This window comes from Streptomyces sp. NPDC002788, from assembly GCF_053592115.1.
The window spans coordinates 23,493-40,364 of sequence record NZ_JBSFVB010000008.1 but is presented as its reverse complement, the minus strand read 5'-3'; the positions used below and the strand labels follow the sequence as shown (position 1 = coordinate 40,364).

General features: G+C 71.5%; 12 protein-coding genes. 7 read left to right on the top strand and 5 right to left on the bottom strand.

Annotation, left to right across the window (positions count from 1 at the left end):
- Positions 1-72 precede the first annotated feature (72 nt).
- Entirely contained in the window at positions 73-3,096 is a 3,024-nt protein-coding gene (gene uvrA / locus ACWD1U_RS16400) for an excinuclease ABC subunit UvrA (protein WP_451108035.1), read from the top strand.
- A 66-nt stretch (positions 3,097-3,162) separates the two neighbouring features.
- On the opposite strand, the gene ACWD1U_RS16395 is transcribed toward uvrA, so the two are convergent.
- Entirely contained in the window at positions 3,163-3,723 is a 561-nt protein-coding gene (locus ACWD1U_RS16395; RefSeq protein WP_451108033.1) for a YceI family protein, read from the bottom strand.
- Positions 3,724-3,824: 101 nt separating this feature from the next.
- On the opposite strand from ACWD1U_RS16395, the gene ACWD1U_RS16390 reads away from it, so the two are divergent.
- Positions 3,825-4,688: a helix-turn-helix domain-containing protein gene (locus ACWD1U_RS16390; protein ID WP_451108031.1), complete on the top strand. Its 864-nt coding sequence runs from the start codon at positions 3,825-3,827 to the stop codon at positions 4,686-4,688.
- Between the two features lie 188 nt (positions 4,689-4,876).
- On the opposite strand, the gene ACWD1U_RS16385 is transcribed toward ACWD1U_RS16390, so the two are convergent.
- The 4 genes from ACWD1U_RS16385 to ACWD1U_RS16370 all read right to left on the bottom strand — a co-directional run bounded on the left by ACWD1U_RS16385 (position 4,877) and on the right by ACWD1U_RS16370 (position 8,398).
- A complete protein-coding gene (locus tag ACWD1U_RS16385) occupies positions 4,877-5,785 on the bottom strand; it encodes a carbohydrate kinase family protein (RefSeq protein WP_451108029.1) in 909 nt (302 codons plus the stop codon).
- Complete coding sequence (locus tag ACWD1U_RS16380; protein WP_451108027.1) at positions 5,782-6,828, bottom strand: LacI family DNA-binding transcriptional regulator; 1,047 nt, start codon at positions 6,826-6,828, stop codon at positions 5,782-5,784. The genes ACWD1U_RS16385 and ACWD1U_RS16380 overlap by 4 nt, the downstream gene beginning before the upstream one ends.
- Before the next feature lie 215 nt (positions 6,829-7,043).
- Positions 7,044-7,991, bottom strand: a complete 948-nt coding sequence (locus ACWD1U_RS16375; protein ID WP_451108025.1) for a hypothetical protein — start codon at positions 7,989-7,991, stop codon at positions 7,044-7,046.
- Between the two features lie 254 nt (positions 7,992-8,245).
- Positions 8,246-8,398, bottom strand: a complete 153-nt coding sequence (locus ACWD1U_RS16370; RefSeq protein ID WP_451108024.1) for a hypothetical protein — start codon at positions 8,396-8,398, stop codon at positions 8,246-8,248.
- 264 nt (positions 8,399-8,662) lie between these two features.
- Here ACWD1U_RS16370 and uvrC point away from each other — a divergent pair, with 264 nt between their 5' ends.
- The 5 genes from uvrC to ACWD1U_RS16345 all read left to right on the top strand — a co-directional run bounded on the left by uvrC (position 8,663) and on the right by ACWD1U_RS16345 (position 16,871).
- Positions 8,663-10,756 carry an excinuclease ABC subunit UvrC gene (gene uvrC, locus ACWD1U_RS16365; protein ID WP_451108023.1) on the top strand — a complete coding sequence of 698 codons (2,094 nt, stop codon included), beginning with the start codon at positions 8,663-8,665 and terminating at the stop codon, positions 10,754-10,756.
- Complete coding sequence (gene rapZ / locus ACWD1U_RS16360) at positions 10,753-11,712, top strand: RNase adapter RapZ (protein ID WP_451108020.1); 960 nt, start codon at positions 10,753-10,755, stop codon at positions 11,710-11,712. The genes uvrC and rapZ overlap by 4 nt, the downstream gene beginning before the upstream one ends.
- Positions 11,709-12,788 carry a gluconeogenesis factor YvcK family protein gene (locus ACWD1U_RS16355; protein WP_451108018.1) on the top strand — a complete coding sequence of 360 codons (1,080 nt, stop codon included), beginning with the start codon at positions 11,709-11,711 and terminating at the stop codon, positions 12,786-12,788. Before rapZ ends, ACWD1U_RS16355 begins: the two co-directional genes overlap by 4 nt.
- Positions 12,779-13,768 (top strand): DNA-binding protein WhiA, encoded by a 990-nt coding sequence (gene whiA / locus ACWD1U_RS16350; protein ID WP_451108016.1) that lies wholly within the window; start codon positions 12,779-12,781, stop codon positions 13,766-13,768. The genes ACWD1U_RS16355 and whiA overlap by 10 nt, the downstream gene beginning before the upstream one ends.
- 151 nt (positions 13,769-13,919) lie before the next feature.
- Complete coding sequence (locus tag ACWD1U_RS16345; protein ID WP_451108014.1) at positions 13,920-16,871, top strand: M14 family zinc carboxypeptidase; 2,952 nt, start codon at positions 13,920-13,922, stop codon at positions 16,869-16,871.
- Position 16,872 lies beyond the last annotated feature (1 nt).

The window sequence follows — 16,872 nt, the reverse complement described above, 5'->3', positions numbered from 1 at the left end:
GTGGCTCCCCCTAGTCTGGGAAAGACGGGGGCCCCGCCCCTGTCACTTCTCTCAAGAAAGGTGCGGACCGGCGTGGCCGACCGTCTCATCGTCCGTGGAGCGCGCGAGCACAACCTGAAGAACGTCTCGCTCGACCTCCCGCGCGACTCGCTCATCGTCTTCACGGGCCTGTCGGGGTCGGGCAAGTCCTCGCTGGCCTTCGACACGATCTTCGCCGAGGGGCAGCGACGCTACGTGGAGTCGCTCTCCTCGTACGCCCGGCAGTTCCTCGGCCAGATGGACAAGCCGGACGTCGACTTCATCGAGGGCCTTTCCCCGGCCGTCTCCATCGACCAGAAGTCGACCTCGCGCAACCCGCGCTCCACGGTCGGCACCATCACCGAGGTCTACGACTACCTGCGGCTGCTCTTCGCCCGCATCGGCAAGCCGCACTGCCCCGAGTGCCGCCGCCCGATCTCCCGCCAGTCGCCCCAGGCCATCGTCGACCGGGTCCTGGAGCTGCCCGAGGGCAGCCGCTTCCAGGTGCTGTCGCCGCTGGTGCGTGAGCGCAAGGGCGAGTTCGTCGACCTCTTCGCCGACCTGCAGACCAAGGGCTACTCCCGCGCGCGGGTGGACGGCGAGACGGTCCAGCTGTCGAACCCGCCCACGCTGAAGAAGCAGGAGAAGCACACCATCGAGGTGGTCGTCGACCGCCTCACGGTCAAGGAGAGCGCCAAGCGCCGCCTCACCGACTCCGTCGAGACCGCCCTCGGTCTGTCCGGCGGCATGGTCGTGCTCGACTTCGTGGACCTCCCGGAGGACGACCCCGAACGCGAGCGCATGTTCTCCGAGCACCTGTACTGCCCGTACGACGACCTGTCCTTCGAGGAGCTGGAGCCCCGCTCCTTCTCCTTCAACTCCCCCTTCGGCGCCTGCCCGGACTGCACCGGCATCGGCACGCGCATGGAGGTCGACCCGGAGCTGATCGTCCCGGACCCGGACAAGAGCCTGGACGAGGGCGCCATCCACCCCTGGTCGCACGGGCACACCAAGGACTACTTCGGCCGTCTGATCGGTGCCCTCGCCGACGCGCTGGGCTTCCGTACGGACATCCCCTTCGCGGGCCTGCCGCTGCGCGCCAAGAAGGCCCTGCTCCACGGGCACAAGACCCAGGTCGAGGTCCGCTACCGCAACCGCTACGGGCGCGAACGCCGCTACACCACGGCCTTCGAGGGCGCCGTCCCCTTCGTCAAGCGCCGGCACAGCGAGGCCGAGAGCGACTCCAGCCGTGAGCGCTTCGAGGGCTACATGCGCGAAGTGCCCTGCCCGACCTGTGAGGGCACGCGCCTGAAGCCGATCGTCCTCGCGGTCACGATCATGGACAAGTCCATCGCCGAGGTCTCCGCCATGTCGATCAGCGACTGCGCGGACTTCCTGGGCGAGCTCAAGCTCAGCGCCCGCGACAAGAAGATCGCCGAGCGTGTGCTGAAGGAGGTCAACGAACGGCTGCGGTTCCTGGTCGACGTCGGCCTGGACTACCTCTCCCTGAACCGCGCGGCCGGCACGCTCTCCGGCGGCGAGGCCCAGCGCATCCGCCTGGCCACCCAGATCGGCTCCGGCCTCGTCGGTGTGCTGTACGTCCTCGACGAGCCGTCCATCGGCCTGCACCAGCGCGACAACCACCGGCTGATCGAGACCCTGGTCCGGCTGCGCGACATGGGCAACACGCTCATCGTCGTCGAGCACGACGAGGACACCATCAAGGTCGCCGACTGGGTCGTCGACATCGGCCCCGGCGCCGGTGAGCACGGCGGCAGGGTCGTGCACAGCGGCTCCCTGAAGGAACTCCTCGCCAACGACGAGTCTCAGACGGGGCAGTACCTGTCCGGCAAGAAGGCCATCCCGCTGCCCGACATCCGGCGCCCGCTGGATCCGTCCCGGCAGCTCACGGTGCACGGAGCCCGGGAGAACAACCTCCAGGACATCGACGTCTCGTTCCCGCTGGGGGTGTTCACGGCCGTCACCGGTGTGTCCGGCTCCGGCAAGTCGACCCTGGTCAACGACATCCTGTACACGCACCTGGCCCGCGAGCTGAACGGCGCGAGGAACGTGCCCGGTCGGCACACGCGCGTGGACGGCGACGACCTCGTCGACAAGGTCGTCCACGTGGACCAGTCGCCCATCGGCCGCACCCCGCGCTCCAACCCGGCCACGTACACCGGCGTCTTCGACCACATCCGCAAGCTGTTCGCCGAGACCACCGAGGCGAAGGTCCGCGGCTACATGCCCGGCCGCTTCTCCTTCAACGTCAAGGGCGGCCGCTGCGAGAACTGCGCCGGCGACGGCACGATCAAGATCGAGATGAACTTCCTCCCGGACGTCTACGTCCCGTGCGAGGTCTGCCACGGCGCCCGGTACAACCGGGAGACCCTGGAGGTCCACTACAAGGGCAAGTCCATCGCCGACGTCCTGAACATGCCGATCGAGGAGGCCACCGACTTCTTCGAGGCGGTCCCCGCGATCGCCCGCCACATGAAGACCCTCAAGGACGTCGGCCTTGGCTACGTCCGGCTCGGCCAGTCCGCGACCACCCTCTCCGGCGGGGAGGCCCAGCGCGTCAAGCTCGCCAGCGAGCTCCAGCGCCGCTCCACCGGCCGCACCGTCTACGTCCTGGACGAGCCGACCACCGGCCTGCACTTCGAGGACATCAGCAAGCTGCTGAAGGTCCTGTCCGGCCTGGTCGACAAGGGCAACACGGTCATCGTCATCGAGCACAACCTCGACGTGATCAAGACCGCCGACTGGATCGTCGACATGGGCCCCGAAGGCGGCGCCGGCGGCGGCCTGGTCGTCGCGGAGGGCACGCCCGAGCAGGTCGCCGGGGTCCCGGCCAGCCACACCGGCAAGTTCCTGCGGGAGGTCCTGGGCGCCGACCGCATCAGTGACGCGTCCTCGGTGAAGGCGCCGCGCCGGGCGGCCAAGAAGACGGTCCCGGCACAGGCCAGGGCGAGCAGGACCGCCACCAAGACGGTCGGCAGCACCACCGGGAAGACAGCCGCCAAGACCACCAAGACCACCAAGGCCGCCGCGAAGAAGACCACGCGGACCAGTAACTGACGGCTTCTGCCGACGCGCCGCGCCCCCCGGCGAACTCCTCGTGGGGCGCGGCGCGGCGGCGTGCGGTCAGGCGTTCTTGGGTTCCACGAACTGCATGTCCAGCTGGATCTTCACCACGTCCCCGAGCAGGCCTGGAGCGAAGCCGAGCCCGAAGTCACCGCGCCGGATCTCGCCCGTCGCCTCGAACCCGGCGTGCCGGCTGCCGTCCATGGGCACCTCGACCAGCCCGCCGAACTCCACGGCGAGCGTCACGGGCCGGGTCACGTCCCCGATCGTCAGCTCGCCCTCCACCGTCCAGTCCTCACCCTCGCCCGACACCCGCGTCGAGCGGTAGGCCATCGTCGGGCGCTTCTCGACGTCGAGCAGGTCGGCGGCGCGGACGTGCGCGTCCCGGTCCGCGTTGCCGGTGTCGACCGAGGCCAGGTCGACGGTCGCGGAGACCCGCACGTCCTCGACCCGCTCCCCGACGGACAGTTCGGCCTCCAGCCGCTCGAAGCGTCCCCGCACCTTGGCGATGCCCAGGTGACGGATGGTGAAGTTCACGGAGGAGTGCAACGGGTCGAGGGCCCAGTGCCCCGGGGCCAGCGGCAGGGCGGTGGCGGCGGTGGTGGCGGTGTCATTCGTCATGCCCTCCACCCTGGATGCCGCGCGGACCCTGAGGGAGACCGGCCGGAGCCTGGTAGTGACGGGGCCACCCTCAGCGCCTGCGGGCGCTGTACGTTCGGCGGGTGAGCGACAACGAGTTGGGCACGTTCCTGCGCACCTGGCGCGAAGCCGTCACCCCGGCCGAGGCGGGCCTGCCCGCCGGCACCCGGCGCCGCACCCCGGGCCTGCGGCGCGCCGAGCTGGCCACGCTCGCCGGCGTCAGCGTCGAGTACCTCACCCGGCTGGAACAGGGCCGCGACCGCAACCCGTCGGCCCAGGTACTCGGCGCCCTCGCCGACGCCCTGAACCTGTCCCTCACCGACCGGATGCTGCTGCGCCGCCTGACCAAGGAGGCCGACGGCGGCGACCCGCTGGTCTGCGCGGCGGCCCCGTCGCTCAGCCGCACGGCGCGCCCCACCGTACGGGCCGTGCTGGACCACCTGGAGCCGGCTCCCGCGCTGGTGGTCAACTGGATCGGCGACGTCCTCGCCCACACGGCCGGTTACGAACGTCTGGTCGGCCCCATCGGTCTGCTCGACGACGAGCGGCCCAGCCTGCTGCGGTACCTGTTCACCGACGAACGCGCCCGCAGCGCCTACCGCGACTGGGACCGGGTGGCCGACGACCTGGTCGCCCGGCTCCGGCACGGTGTCCCCTTGCGGGACCCGAACCTCGCCGAGCCGGCCGACGAGCTGACGGTGACGGCCGGCGCGGACTTCGCCGACCGGTTCGCCGACCTGGCCACGGCCCCACGGCGGACGGGATCCCAGCACCTCGACCACCCGGAGGCCGGCTCACTGCGCCTCCTGCACGAAACGCTCGCACTCCCCGACGAGGTACAGCGCGTCATCGTCCACCTGCCCGCGGACGACGCCACGGCCGCGGCCCTGGACCGCCTCAACGGCCGCCGCCCGGGCGCGCTGCGGGCGGTGGGGGAGACGGGCTGAGCACCGAGACCGAACCCGGCTGGCGTCAGCGGTCCGACCCGTTGGACGTCCGGCACTCCGTGTCCGACTCAGGCGGCGTCCGACCGACCGCCTCGGGGTCGGCGGGCCGCCGGACCGCGTCACCCCTCCAGCCCGAGCCCGAACGGTGTCCGGCGGGCCGCCCCGGGACCGACGGATCGCCGATCCCGTCAGCCCTCCAGCTCCCGCGCGTACGGCGGCTCGGCCCCCGCACGTGAGCAGGTGATCGCCGCCGCGCGGGCCGCGAAGCCCAGCAGCTCCGTCCAGCCGTCGGGTCCCAGCGCGGTCAGTGCCCGCATGCTGAGCGCGTCGCGTATCGCGAGCCCGTGCAGCAGCGCCGCGTTCACCGTGTCGCCCGCGCCGATCGTGTCCACGACCTCGACCCGCTCGCCCGGCACCGCGTACTCACCGCCGTCGCGAGTGAACGCGGTCAGCCCGTCGCCGCCCCGGGTGATCACGACCGCCGCCGGACCGGCCGTCAGCCACTCCTGGGGCGTGCCGCCGAGCCACTCGGCGTCCTCCGCGGACATCTTCAGCAGCGACACCGACGGCAGCCAGCTCTTGAACCGCGCCCGATAGGCGTCCGCGTCCGGGATCAGCCCGGCCCTGATGTTCGGGTCAAGCGCGGTGAACACGCCCCGCCCGGCGGCCGCACGCATCAGCTCCTCGTACGCGCTCGCCCCCGGCTCCAGCACCAGCGAACAGGTGCCGAAGGAGATCGCGCGGGTCCCGGACGGCAGCGCGGAGGGCGCCGTGAACAGCCGGTCCGCCGTCCCGTCGACGTAGAAGGAGTACGCGGCCGAGCCGTCGTCGTCCAGCGTGGCGACGGCCAGGGTCGTGGGCTCGCTGCCGCGCCGCACCGACGACACGTCCACGCCGGTCTCGCGCAGCCGGTCCAGGAGGGCGTCTCCGAAAGCGTCGTACGACACCCGGGAGCAGAAGGCGGTGGGGGAGCCGAGGCGGCCGAGCGCCACGGCCGTGTTGTACGGGCCGCCGCCGAGCGCCGGCTGCAGCGCCGCCAGGGCGCCCGCGCCCCGCGGTACCAGGTCGATCAGTGCCTCACCGGCGACGACGATCATGACGACGGGGTTCCCTTCTCGGACGGGTCGGAGCAGCCGCACGAGGTGCGGTGGACGAAGGTGCAGGGGAGCCGCACGGTCCGGGCGGGCCGGTCCGGCTCGTCCAGACGCTCCAGGAGCACGCGTACGGCCTGGGCGCCGATGTCCTTGCTGGGCTGGGCGATCGCGGTGAGCCGGGGCGAGAACAGATCGGCCCAGGCGAAGTCGTCGAAGCAGCACAGCGCGATGTCGCCCGGCACGGACAGTCCGTGGGCGCGCAGGGCCCGCAGCGCTCCGATGGTCATCGCGTTGTTGCCGGTGACCAGCGCGGTGGGCGGGCCGCCGAGGCCGAGGAGGGCGGCGGTCACCCGCTCGGCACCGGCTGACTCCGAGTCGCCGTGCACCAGGAGCCGCTCGTCGTAAGGCAGCCCCGCGAACGCGAGCCCGCTGCGGTAGCCCATGATCCGCTCGCTCGTGGTACTGAGCCCCGGCCGCCCCGCCACCAGCCCGATCCGCCGGTGGCCGAGCCCGGCGAGATGGGTGACCAGCCGGGACGTCGGCTCGGCGTTGTCGGCGCAGACCTGGTCGAAGCGGGGACCGCCGTCCGCGCCCGGCGCGTCCACCAGCCGGTCGAGGAACACCGCCGGGACGGCGTGCCGCCCCAGGTAGGCGAGCAACCCGCGCGGATCCTCCGAGGGCGCGACGATCATGCCGTCGACCCGGCGCTCGTGCAGCAGTTGCACGACCTTGCGCTCGTGCTCGGGATCGTCGTGCGGATCGGCGATGAGCAGGCTGTAGCCGGCCTCCAGCGCGGCGGCCTCGACCCCTTGGAGGATCTCCGTGAAGTACGGGTTGCTGATCGCCGACACCGCCAGCCCGATGGACCGGGTACGGGCCGTCACCAGGGAACGGGCCAGCGTGTTCGTGGTGTAACCGAGCTCCTCGACGGCGTCCAGGACCGCCTGCCGGGTGTGCGGCAGCACCGGCCGGGTGCCGTTCAGCACGTGCGAGACGGTCGCCACCGAGACACCGGCGCTCCGCGCGACGTCGGCCATCGTGGCCATGCCGCTCCCCTCCTCCTCTTCGGGCCCCCCTTCGGCCTCAGGCGGGGAAGGTATCGCATCCGGGGGCCCACGTAAACGCTTACGCAAGCGTTTACGTCGCTCGGCGGGCGTTCTTCGGCAGCGACAGCGTCCGCCGGTCCGGGCCGTCGGCGGCGAGACCCGCGGTCACCGATCCGCCGGCCGCAGCGCGAGGCAGCGGCTGCCGTCAGCGCGTGCTACTCCCAGTCCCAGCCGATTCCCAGGAACCCGGCCCGCACTCGAGGCTCGACCAGATGCACGGACCGGTGCCGTCCGCTCATCGCCAGCTCCTGGCACCCGCTGCGCGGCGCCGCCGCCGAGGGCTGGGCGAACCGGTGGCAGCGCACCGGGAGGGCCGCCGCGTCGAAGCACACCTGGAGCGCGTACTGCCCGCCGGGGGAGTCGAAGCCGCGGACGTACTCGCGTGACACGCCCGCCGTCCCGTCCTCGACGACGTAGCGGAACAGGAAGGTGTCCCCGGCCCGCAGCCGGGTGTCGAAGAGCAGCTCGGCAGCGACCACGCCCGTGTCGCCGTGCCAACGGACGCGCCCGGTACGGCAGTTCTCCAGGGCGTGCACCCGTATGCGTTCCGGCACGGCTCCCCGGCCGCCGTGGTGGACGGCCACGAAGCGGTCGACTCCGTCGCGGTGGGCGCGCACGATGTGGTGCGACTCGCGCTCGGTCAGCTCGCCCCGTGCCCCGATCCGCAGCCGCTCGTGGTGCCCGAGGGTGTGCAGGCCGCCGTCCGGCGGGCACTCCAGCTCGGCCAGCAGCTGGTCCAGGACCCCGGAGGCCTCGACGAGGCAGCGGTAGGACCGGGCCGCGGACCGCTGCCCGGACGTGCCGTCGCCGGGCTCGGCGAGCAGCCGGATCAGCGACTCCTCGGGCAGTTCCAGGATCACCTCCAGCGCCCGTACGGCCCGCAGCGACTCGGGGCGCTGCGGGCGCCGGGCGCCCTGCTGCCAGTAACTCAGGCTGGTGACGCCCACTTTCACGCCGTGGCGGGACAGATGGTGCCGCACGCGCTGCAGCGGCAGCCCGCGGGCGGCGATCGCGGCACGCAGGGCGACGTGGAAGGGGCCGCCTCGCAGGGCCGCGTCCAGTTCCGCGGTGGCGACGGCCGCGGGCTGTGTGGCGTGCGGCATGCAGGGGCCTCTCTGTGAGTCGGCAGCGGCTGGTCAGACCGTTCGCGCGGGGGCCGGGGGCCGTCCTGGCGGCACGTGCGGGGTCTTCACATCCGTACGCCGCCGTTCAGGGCCCCGAGTTCCCCCGCATTGAAGCGTGTTGACCTGGTCCCGACAACAGCTGATGCCGGACAGTGACGTTCTCCCGGCCGGGTCTGTCCGGACATGCGAACGCCCGGGGCGTGCGCCCCGGGCGTTCGGTCGACGGTGAGGTTCTAGGAGCGTTCGCTCGAGTTCCGCTCCTCGAGGGCCAGACGCTTGGCCCGCACTATGTCGGGGTCGCGCGGGTCCAGGGCGTCGGGCAGCGCGAACGCCTCGTCCGCGTACCGGCGGGCACGGACCGTCCGCCGGGTTTTCTCGATCCGCATCCGCTTCATCTGCGCAGCCCTCCGACCCGTGGCCCGCCCGCTCCGCGCCGGGAGCGGCCGGTCCGCCTGACAACGTGTGTCTGCACCGACACGGCCCCCGTCCGCCGGACGGCGCCGTGTCCCCGTGGGAAGCCTGCATTCCCGCTACCGGCCCGCCGTAACCCCGGGGCGGGACATGCCGTTGGAAACTGCCCTCCCGCCGAGCCCCTGATCGTGGCCCGCCGCCCCGTCGGACTGTCGGTGCTCGCCAGTAGGGTGTGAGACATGGCCGACCCCTCCAGCTACCGCCCCAAACCGGGTGAGATCCCCGACTCGCCGGGGGTCTACAGGTTCCGTGACGAGCACCGCCGGGTGATCTACGTCGGAAAGGCGAAAAGCCTGCGCCAGCGCCTGGCGAACTACTTCCAGGACCTCGCGGGCCTCCACCCGCGCACCCGCTCCATGGTCACCACGGCCGCGTCCGTGGAGTGGACGGTGGTGTCCACGGAGGTCGAGGCGCTCCAGCTGGAGTACTCGTGGATCAAGGAGTACGACCCCCGGTTCAACGTCAAGTACCGCGACGACAAGAGCTACCCGTACCTCGCGGTGACGATGAACGAGGAGTACCCGCGCGTGCAGGTGATGCGCGGTCACAAGAAGAAGGACGTGCGCTACTTCGGGCCGTACGCGCACGCGTGGGCGATCCGTGACACGGTCGACCTGCTGCTGCGCGTCTTCCCCGTGCGCACCTGCTCGGCCGGCGTCTTCAAGAACGCCGCCCGCACCGGCCGCCCCTGCCTCCTCGGCTACATCGGCAAGTGCTCGGCTCCTTGCGTGGACCGGGTCTCCGCCGAGGAGCACCGGGAACTGGCCGACGAGTTCTGCGACTTCATGACCGGCCGTACGAACACCTACATCCGCCGCCTGGAGAAGCAGATGGGCGAGGCGGCCGAGGAGATGGAGTACGAACGGGCGGCCCGGCTGCGCGACGACATCGGGGCCCTGAAGAAGGCCATGGAGAAGAACGCGGTCGTGCTCGCCGACGCGACCGACGCCGACCTGATCGCGGTCGCCGAGGACGAGCTGGAGGCGGCCGTCCAGATCTTCCACGTGCGCGGCGGACGGGTGCGCGGCCAGCGCGGCTGGGTCACCGACAAGGTGGAGGAGATCACCACCGCCGCCCTCGTGGAGCACGCCCTGCAGCAGCTGTACGGCGAGGAGACCGGCGACGCCGTCCCCAAGGAGGTCCTGATCCCCGCCCTGCCCGACCCCGTGGAGCCGGTCCAGGAGTGGCTCGCCGGGCGGCGCGGTTCGGGCGTCTCCCTGCGCATACCGCAGCGCGGCGACAAGAAGGCGCTCATGGAGACCGTGCAGCGCAACGCCCAGCAGGCGCTCGTGCTGCACAAGACCAAGCGCGCCTCCGACCTGACCACGCGCTCGCGCGCCCTGGAGGAGATCGCCGACGCCCTCGACCTGGACAGCGCCCCGCTGCGGATCGAGTGCTACGACATCTCCCACCTCCAGGGCGACGACGTGGTGGCATCCATGGTCGTCTTCGAGGACGGCCTCGCCCGCAAGAGCGAGTACCGGCGGTTCCAGATCAAGGGCTTCGCCGGCCAGGACGACGTCCGCTCCATGCACGAGGTGATCACCCGCCGCTTCCGGCGCTACCTCGCCGAGAAGGAGAGGACGGGCGAGTGGACGGACGGCGAGACCGCCGAGACCGAAGGGGCCGCCGAGATCTCGGGGATCGACGAGAGCCCGCTCGCCAGTGCGGACACCCTCACCGAGGACGACGGCCGCCCCAAGAAGTTCGCCTACCCGCCCCAGCTCGTGGTCGTCGACGGCGGCGCCCCGCAGGTCGCGGCAGCCCAGCGGGCCCTGGACGAGCTCGGCATCGACGACATCGCCGTGTGCGGCCTCGCCAAGCGCCTGGAGGAGGTCTGGCTGCCCGGCGACGACGACCCGGTGGTCCTGCCCCGCACCAGCGAGGGCCTGTACCTGCTCCAGCGGGTCCGTGACGAGGCCCACCGCTTCGCGATCACCTACCAGCGCACGAAGCGGTCCAAGCGCTTCCGCTCCAGCCCCCTGGACGACGTCCCCGGCCTCGGGGACACGCGCAAGCAGGCACTCCTGAAGCACTTCGGCTCGTTGAAGAAACTGCGAGCCGCCACGATCGACCAGATCTGCGAGGTCCCCGGCATAGGCCGCAAGACGGCCGAGACGATCGCCGTGGCCCTCGCCCGCTCGGCCCCGGCCGCACCCGCCGTCAACACGGCGACTGGAGAGATCATGGAAGAGGAACCGGGCACCATGGGTTCCGGTGGGGACCCCGTGGCAGCGGGCGCCCCGGACGAACGACGGGGGCAGGAGACATGAATGTGAACGAGCACGACGCGCAACACGAGCAAGCCGGAGACGGAGCACAGGTGAGTACGGGCACGACCAACGACAAGGCCCCGGTCCCGGACGCGGCCATCCCCGAGCTGGTGATCATCTCCGGCATGTCCGGGGCGGGCCGCTCGACGGCCGCGAAATGCCTGGAGGACCTCGGCTGGTTCGTCGTCGACAACCTGCCGCCCGCGCTGATCCCCACCATGGTGGAGCTCGGTGCCCGCTCCCAGGGCAACGTGGCCCGGATCGCCGTCGTCGTCGACGTCCGCGGCCGCCGCTTCTTCGACAACCTCCGTGAGTCCCTCGCCGACCTGGAAGCGAAGAACGTCACCCGGAGGATCGTCTTCCTGGAGTCCTCCGACGACGCCCTGGTGCGCCGCTTCGAGTCGGTGCGCCGCCCGCACCCCCTCCAGGGCGACGGCCGCATCGTCGACGGCATCGCCGCCGAGCGCGAGCTGCTGCGCGAGCTGCGCGGCGACGCCGACCTGGTGATAGACACCTCCAGCCTGAACGTGCACGAGCTGCGCGCCAAGATGGACGCCCAGTTCGCCGGCGAGGAGGAGCCGGAGCTGCGGGCCACGGTCATGTCGTTCGGCTACAAGTACGGCCTGCCGGTCGACGCCGACCTCGTGGTCGACTGCCGCTTCCTGCCGAACCCGCACTGGGTCCCGGAGCTGCGCCCGTACACGGGGCTCAACGAGGAGGTGTCGGGTTACGTCTTCAACCAGCCCGGCGCCAAGGAGTTCCTCGACCGGTACACCGAGCTCCTCCAGCTCGTCGCCACCGGCTACCGCCGTGAGGGCAAGCGCTACGTGACGATCGCCGTGGGCTGCACGGGCGGCAAGCACCGCTCGGTCGCCATGTCGGAGAGGCTCGCCGCACGGCTCGCCGCCGAGGGCGTGGAGACGGTGGTCGTACACCGGGACATGGGACGCGAATGACACGACGTACACCGCGGCTGAGCCGGCTGCGCCGGGTGGTGCCCGAGGGCAACACCGGTGGAAAGGGCGGCCGGACCGCCGAGGCCCGGGGCGGCAGACCGCGCCGCCGCGGCACCCAGCCCAAGGTCGTCGCCCTCGGCGGCGGCATGGGCCTGTCCGCCTCGCTCGCCGCACTGCGCCGGATCACCGGCGACCTCACCGCCGTCGTCACCGTGGCCGACGACGGCGGCTCCAGCGGGCGCCTGCGCGACGAGCTGGGCGTCCTGCCGCCCGGCGACCTGCGCAAGGCGCTGGCCGCGCTGTGCGGTGACGACGACTGGGGCCAGACCTGGGCCCGGGTCATCCAGCACCGCTTCCAGTCCAAGGGCGACCTGCACGAGCACGCGGTCGGCAACCTGCTGATCGTCGCCCTGTGGGAGCAGCTCGGCGACCACGTCCAGGCCCTCGACCTGGTCGGACGGCTGCTGGGCGCCCAGGGCAGGGTGCTGCCCATGTCCGCCGTGCCGCTGGAACTCCAGGCCCTGGTCCGGGGGCATGACCCGGCCCGCCCGGACGACATCGACACGGTCCGGGGCCAGGCCACCGTCGCCCTCACCCCGGGCGAGGTGCAGTCCGTGCACCTCGTGCCGAACGACCCGCCTGCGGTGCCCGAGGCGGTCGAGGCCGTCCTGGACGCGGACTGGGTGGTGCTCGGCCCGGGCTCCTGGTTCTCCTCGGTCATTCCGCACCTGCTGGTGCCCGAGCTGCTGGACGCGCTCACCGAGACGAAGGCCCGCCGGGTACTCTCGCTGAACCTCGCGCCGCAGCCCGGAGAAACCGAGGGCTTCTCCCCGCAGCGTCATTTGGAGGTTTTGGGACGACACGCCCCTAAACTCGCCCTGGACGTGGTGCTGGCCGACGAGGCCGCCGTGCCCGACCGTGACTCCCTGACCGACGCCGCCAAGCGCTTCGGGGCCGCGGTCGAGCTGGCGCCGGTGGCCCGGCCCGACGGGACCCCGAGGCACGACCCGGAGCTGTTGGCCGCCGCGTACGACCGTATTTTTCGGATGCATGGAAGGATCGGCCCATGGCGATGACGGCAGCGGTGAAGGATGAGATCTCCCGGCTCCCCGTCACCCGGACCTGCTGCAGAAAGGCGGAGGTCTCCGCCATTCTGCGGTTCGCCGGCGGCCTCCACCTGGTGAGCGGTCGGATCGTGATCGAGGCGGAGCTGGACACCGCGATGGCGGCCCGCCGCCTCAAGCGGGACATTCTGGAGATCTTCGGCCACAGCTCCGAGCTGATCGTGATGGCTCCCGGCGGCCTGCGCCGCGGTTCGCGCTACGTGGTGCGCGTGGTCGCGGGCGGTGACCAGCTGGCGCGCCAGACCGGCCTGGTCGACGGGCGGGGCCGCCCCATCCGCGGTCTGCCGCCGCAGGTGGTCTCGGGGGCCACCTGCGACGCCGAGGCCGCCTGGCGTGGCGCGTTCCTGGCGCACGGCTCGCTCACCGAGCCCGGCCGATCCTCCTCCCTGGAGGTGACGTGCCCGGGGCCCGAGGCCGCGCTCGCCCTGGTCGGCGCCGCCCGCCGGCTGTCGATCCCCTCCAAGGCCCGCGAGGTGCGCGGCGTGGACCGGGTCGTCGTCCGTGACGGTGACGCGATCGGCGCCCTGTTGACGCGACTCGGCGCCCACGAGTCGGTGCTGGCTTGGGAGGAGCGCCGGATGCGCCGCGAGGTGCGCGCCACGGCGAACCGGCTCGCCAACTTCGACGACGCCAACCTGCGCCGCTCGGCCCGCGCGGCCGTCGCCGCCGGTGCCCGGGTGCAGCGCGCCCTGGAGATCCTCGGCGACGACGTGCCCGAGCACCTCGCCGCCGCCGGCCGGCTGCGCATGGAGCACAAGCAGGCCTCCCTGGAGGAGCTCGGCGCGCTCGCCGACCCGCCACTGACCAAGGACGCCGTCGCCGGCCGGATCCGCCGCCTGCTGGCCATGGCCGACAAGCGGGCCTCCGACCTCGGCATCCCGGGCACGGAGGCCAATATCAGCGAGGAGTTGGCCGACAGCTTCGCGGGCTGATCCCACACAGTGTCAAAAAGCCGGTGCCGGCGCCCGCTCGGGTGACCGGCACCGGCTTTTGCGTGTCGCTGAGGCACCCTTGACTCGATCATGGTCTGTCATGAGCCTGGCATCTGTTCGCTGCTGTGGCGGACCCACACTAGGGGGGTTCATGAGACGTAGAGCGAGATCGATCCTCGCTGTCGGCGCGCTCCTGTTCGGCGGAGCGGGCATCGCACCCATCGCCCAGGCCCAACCGGGAAGTTCAACCCCGTCCGACCCGGACGAAGTCAAGGTCTTCCGCGCCGACGTCACCCAGCAGCAGGTACCCCTGCTGCTGGCCGCCGGCCAGGACGGCCACGAACTCGGCGAGCAGGTGCCAGAGAAGGGAACCGCCACCGTCGAGGTCTACCTGACGGACCAGCAGGCGAAGAAGCTGGAGAAGCAGGGCATCGACCTCACCGAGCACCACCTCTCCACCAAGGCCGAGGCCCGTGTCGAGGCCGCCGCCGAGGGGGTGTTCCGCCCGTACAGCGGCAAGGGCGGCCTGCGGGAAGAGATCCTGCGGACCGCGCAGGAGAACCCGGACTTCACCAAGGTCGTCTCCATCGGCAAGACCATCAAGGGCCAGGACATCCTCGCGCTGAAGCTCACCAAGGGCGCGAAGAAGACCAAGGACGGCTCCAAGCCCTCCGTCCTCTACATGTCCAACCAGCACGCTCGCGAGTGGATCACGCCGGAGATGACCCGGCGCCTGATGCACCACTACCTGGACAACTACAAGAAGGACCGGCGGATCAAGAAGATCGTCGACTCCACCGAGCTGTGGTTCCTGCTGTCGGCCAATCCCGACGGCTACGACTTCACCTTCGCCGACGAAGACAACCGGCAGTGGCGCAAGAACCTGCGGGACGTCAACGGCGACGGCACCATCAGCACCGGCGACGGCGTCGACCTCAACCGCAACTTCGCCTACAAGTGGGGCTACGACGACGAGGGCTCGTCCCCCAACCCCACCAGCCAGACCTACCGGGGCGCCGGACCGAACTCCGAGCCGGAGACCAAGGCACTGGACGCCTTCCAGAAGCGGATCGGCTTCACGTACGGCATCAACTACCACTCCGCCGCCGAACTCCTCCTCTACGGGGTCGGCTGGCAGGTCGCCACGTCCACCCCGGACGACGTCCTGTACGAGGCGCTCGCCGGTACGCCCGAGAACTCCGCGATCCCGGGCTACCACCCGCAGCTCTCCTCCGAGCTGTACACCACCAACGGCGAGGCGGACGGTCACGCCGCGAACGTCAACGGCCTGGCGATGTTCACCCCCGAGATGTCGACCTGCCAGAGCGCCTCGGACGTCGACCCGAACGACGAGTGGAGGCCGGCCGACTGCGAGTCGATCTTCACCTTCCCGGACGACGAGAAGCTGATCCAGCAGGAGTTCACCAGGAACGTCCCGTTCGCGCTCTCCGTCGCCGAGTCCGCCGCCCACCCCGACCGGCCGTCCTCGGCCGTCGGACTGAAGGCCGCCGACTTCACCCCGGCCGCGTTCACCACGTCCTACTCCCGCGGCGCCGACCAGGAGGTCTCGGTCGTCGTCCGCAAGTCGGTGCGCGACAAGGAGCTCAAGTACCGCGTCGACGGCGGCCGCACCGAGGACATGGCGCTCAAGCCCTGGAAGGGCGGCGAGACCTTCGGCGGTGAGGACAACCTCTACTTCGACGAGTACCGGGCGAAGGTCCAGGACGGCGACCCGGGCGACAAGGTCGAGGTGTGGTTCACCGGGGAGGCGAAGAACGGCAAGAAGGTCTCCAGTGAGCACTTCACCTACACCGTCGCCGAGCGGCCCCGGGCGGACACCCTCGTCGTCGCCGAGGAGGGCGCGACCGCCACGCAGGCGCAGAAGTACGTCGACGCCCTCAAGGCCAACGGCCGCAAGGCGGTCGTCTGGGACGTCGCGAAGCAGGGCGCGCCGGACGCGCTCGGCGTGCTGAGCCACTTCGACACCGTCGTCCACTACACCGGCGCGAGCGTGCCCGGCGTCGCCACCCAGCTCCAACTGCGCGCCTTCCTCAACGAGGGCGGCCGGCTGATCGAGGCAGGCGAGCAGGCCGGCGGCAACGTGGACCTCGGCGGCGCTCTGTCGAACGACTTCGGCCAGTACTACCTCGGCGCCTACACCCGCACCTCGATCCCCGGGGCCACCGGCTTCACCGGCTCCGGCGAGCTGGGCGGTGTCACGAGCCCACTGAGCGCGGCGCCCGGCAACCCGCTGGACAAGGCGGGGACCTACAGCGTCACCTCCGACGAACTGCCCGCCGACGAGTTCCCGCAGTTCGCGAGCAAGGGCGCCGGACAGTACGCCGGCACGGTCAATCCGTACGGTCCCTACGCGGGCTCCTCGATGGCCGCCGCCGTCCACACCGACGACGCCTACAAGCGGCTCACCCGCACCATCGACCTCACCGGCATCACCGCCGCCGAGAAGCCGACGCTGCGCACCCAGCTCCTGTGGGACACCGAGCCCGGCTACGACCACGTCCTGGTGGAGGCGCACACCACGGGCGCCGACGACTGGACGACCCTGCCCGAGACGGGCGGCGCGACGGGGAACGCCGTGCCGACGGAATGCCAGGGCGGGTTCTACATCAATGAGCACCCCTGGCTGAAGCACTACCTGACCCAGGCGGCCGACGGCTGCACCGCGTCCGGCACCACCGGGACGTGGAACAGCCTCACCGGCGCCTCCGGCGGCTGGCAGCAGGTGAACTTCGACCTGAGCGCCTACGCCGGAAAGACCGTCGAGGTCGCGCTGAGCTACGTCACCGACCCGGGCACCGGCGGGCACGGCGTCCTCGCCGACGACGCCTCGCTCGTCGTCGGCGGCACGGCCAAGGAGACCGAGGGCTTCGAGACCTCGCTCGGTGCCTGGAAGGTCGCCGGACCGCCCGAGGGCAGCCCGGCCGTCCTCAAGGACTGGGCGCGCACCGGTGCCCTGTTCCAGACGTACGGCGCGGTCACCACGGACGACACCGTGCTGCTGGGCTTCGGCCTGGAGCACGTCACCGCCGCGGCCGACCGGGCGGCACTGATGAGGAAGGCACTCGCCTCCCTGGACGTGTGAC

What these genes read in the sequence shown, in the direction of transcription:
- ACWD1U_RS16395 (WP_451108033.1), bottom strand. Translation starts at nt 3,723, where the DNA reads ATGACGAATGACACCGCCACCACCGCCGCCACCGCCCTGCCGCTGGCC.
- ACWD1U_RS16385 (WP_451108029.1), bottom strand. Translation starts at nt 5,785, where the DNA reads ATGATCGTCGTCGCCGGTGAGGCACTGATCGACCTGGTACCGCGGGGC.
- ACWD1U_RS16380 (WP_451108027.1), bottom strand. Translation starts at nt 6,828, where the DNA reads ATGGCCACGATGGCCGACGTCGCGCGGAGCGCCGGTGTCTCGGTGGCG.
- ACWD1U_RS16375 (WP_451108025.1), bottom strand. Translation starts at nt 7,991, where the DNA reads ATGCCGCACGCCACACAGCCCGCGGCCGTCGCCACCGCGGAACTGGAC.
- ACWD1U_RS16370 (WP_451108024.1), bottom strand. Translation starts at nt 8,398, where the DNA reads ATGCGGATCGAGAAAACCCGGCGGACGGTCCGTGCCCGCCGGTACGCG.
- uvrC (WP_451108023.1), top strand. Translation starts at nt 8,663, where the DNA reads ATGGCCGACCCCTCCAGCTACCGCCCCAAACCGGGTGAGATCCCCGAC.
- rapZ (WP_451108020.1), top strand. Translation starts at nt 10,753, where the DNA reads ATGAATGTGAACGAGCACGACGCGCAACACGAGCAAGCCGGAGACGGA.
- ACWD1U_RS16355 (WP_451108018.1), top strand. Translation starts at nt 11,709, where the DNA reads ATGACACGACGTACACCGCGGCTGAGCCGGCTGCGCCGGGTGGTGCCC.
- whiA (WP_451108016.1), top strand. Translation starts at nt 12,779, where the DNA reads ATGGCGATGACGGCAGCGGTGAAGGATGAGATCTCCCGGCTCCCCGTC.
- ACWD1U_RS16345 (WP_451108014.1), top strand. Translation starts at nt 13,920, where the DNA reads ATGAGACGTAGAGCGAGATCGATCCTCGCTGTCGGCGCGCTCCTGTTC.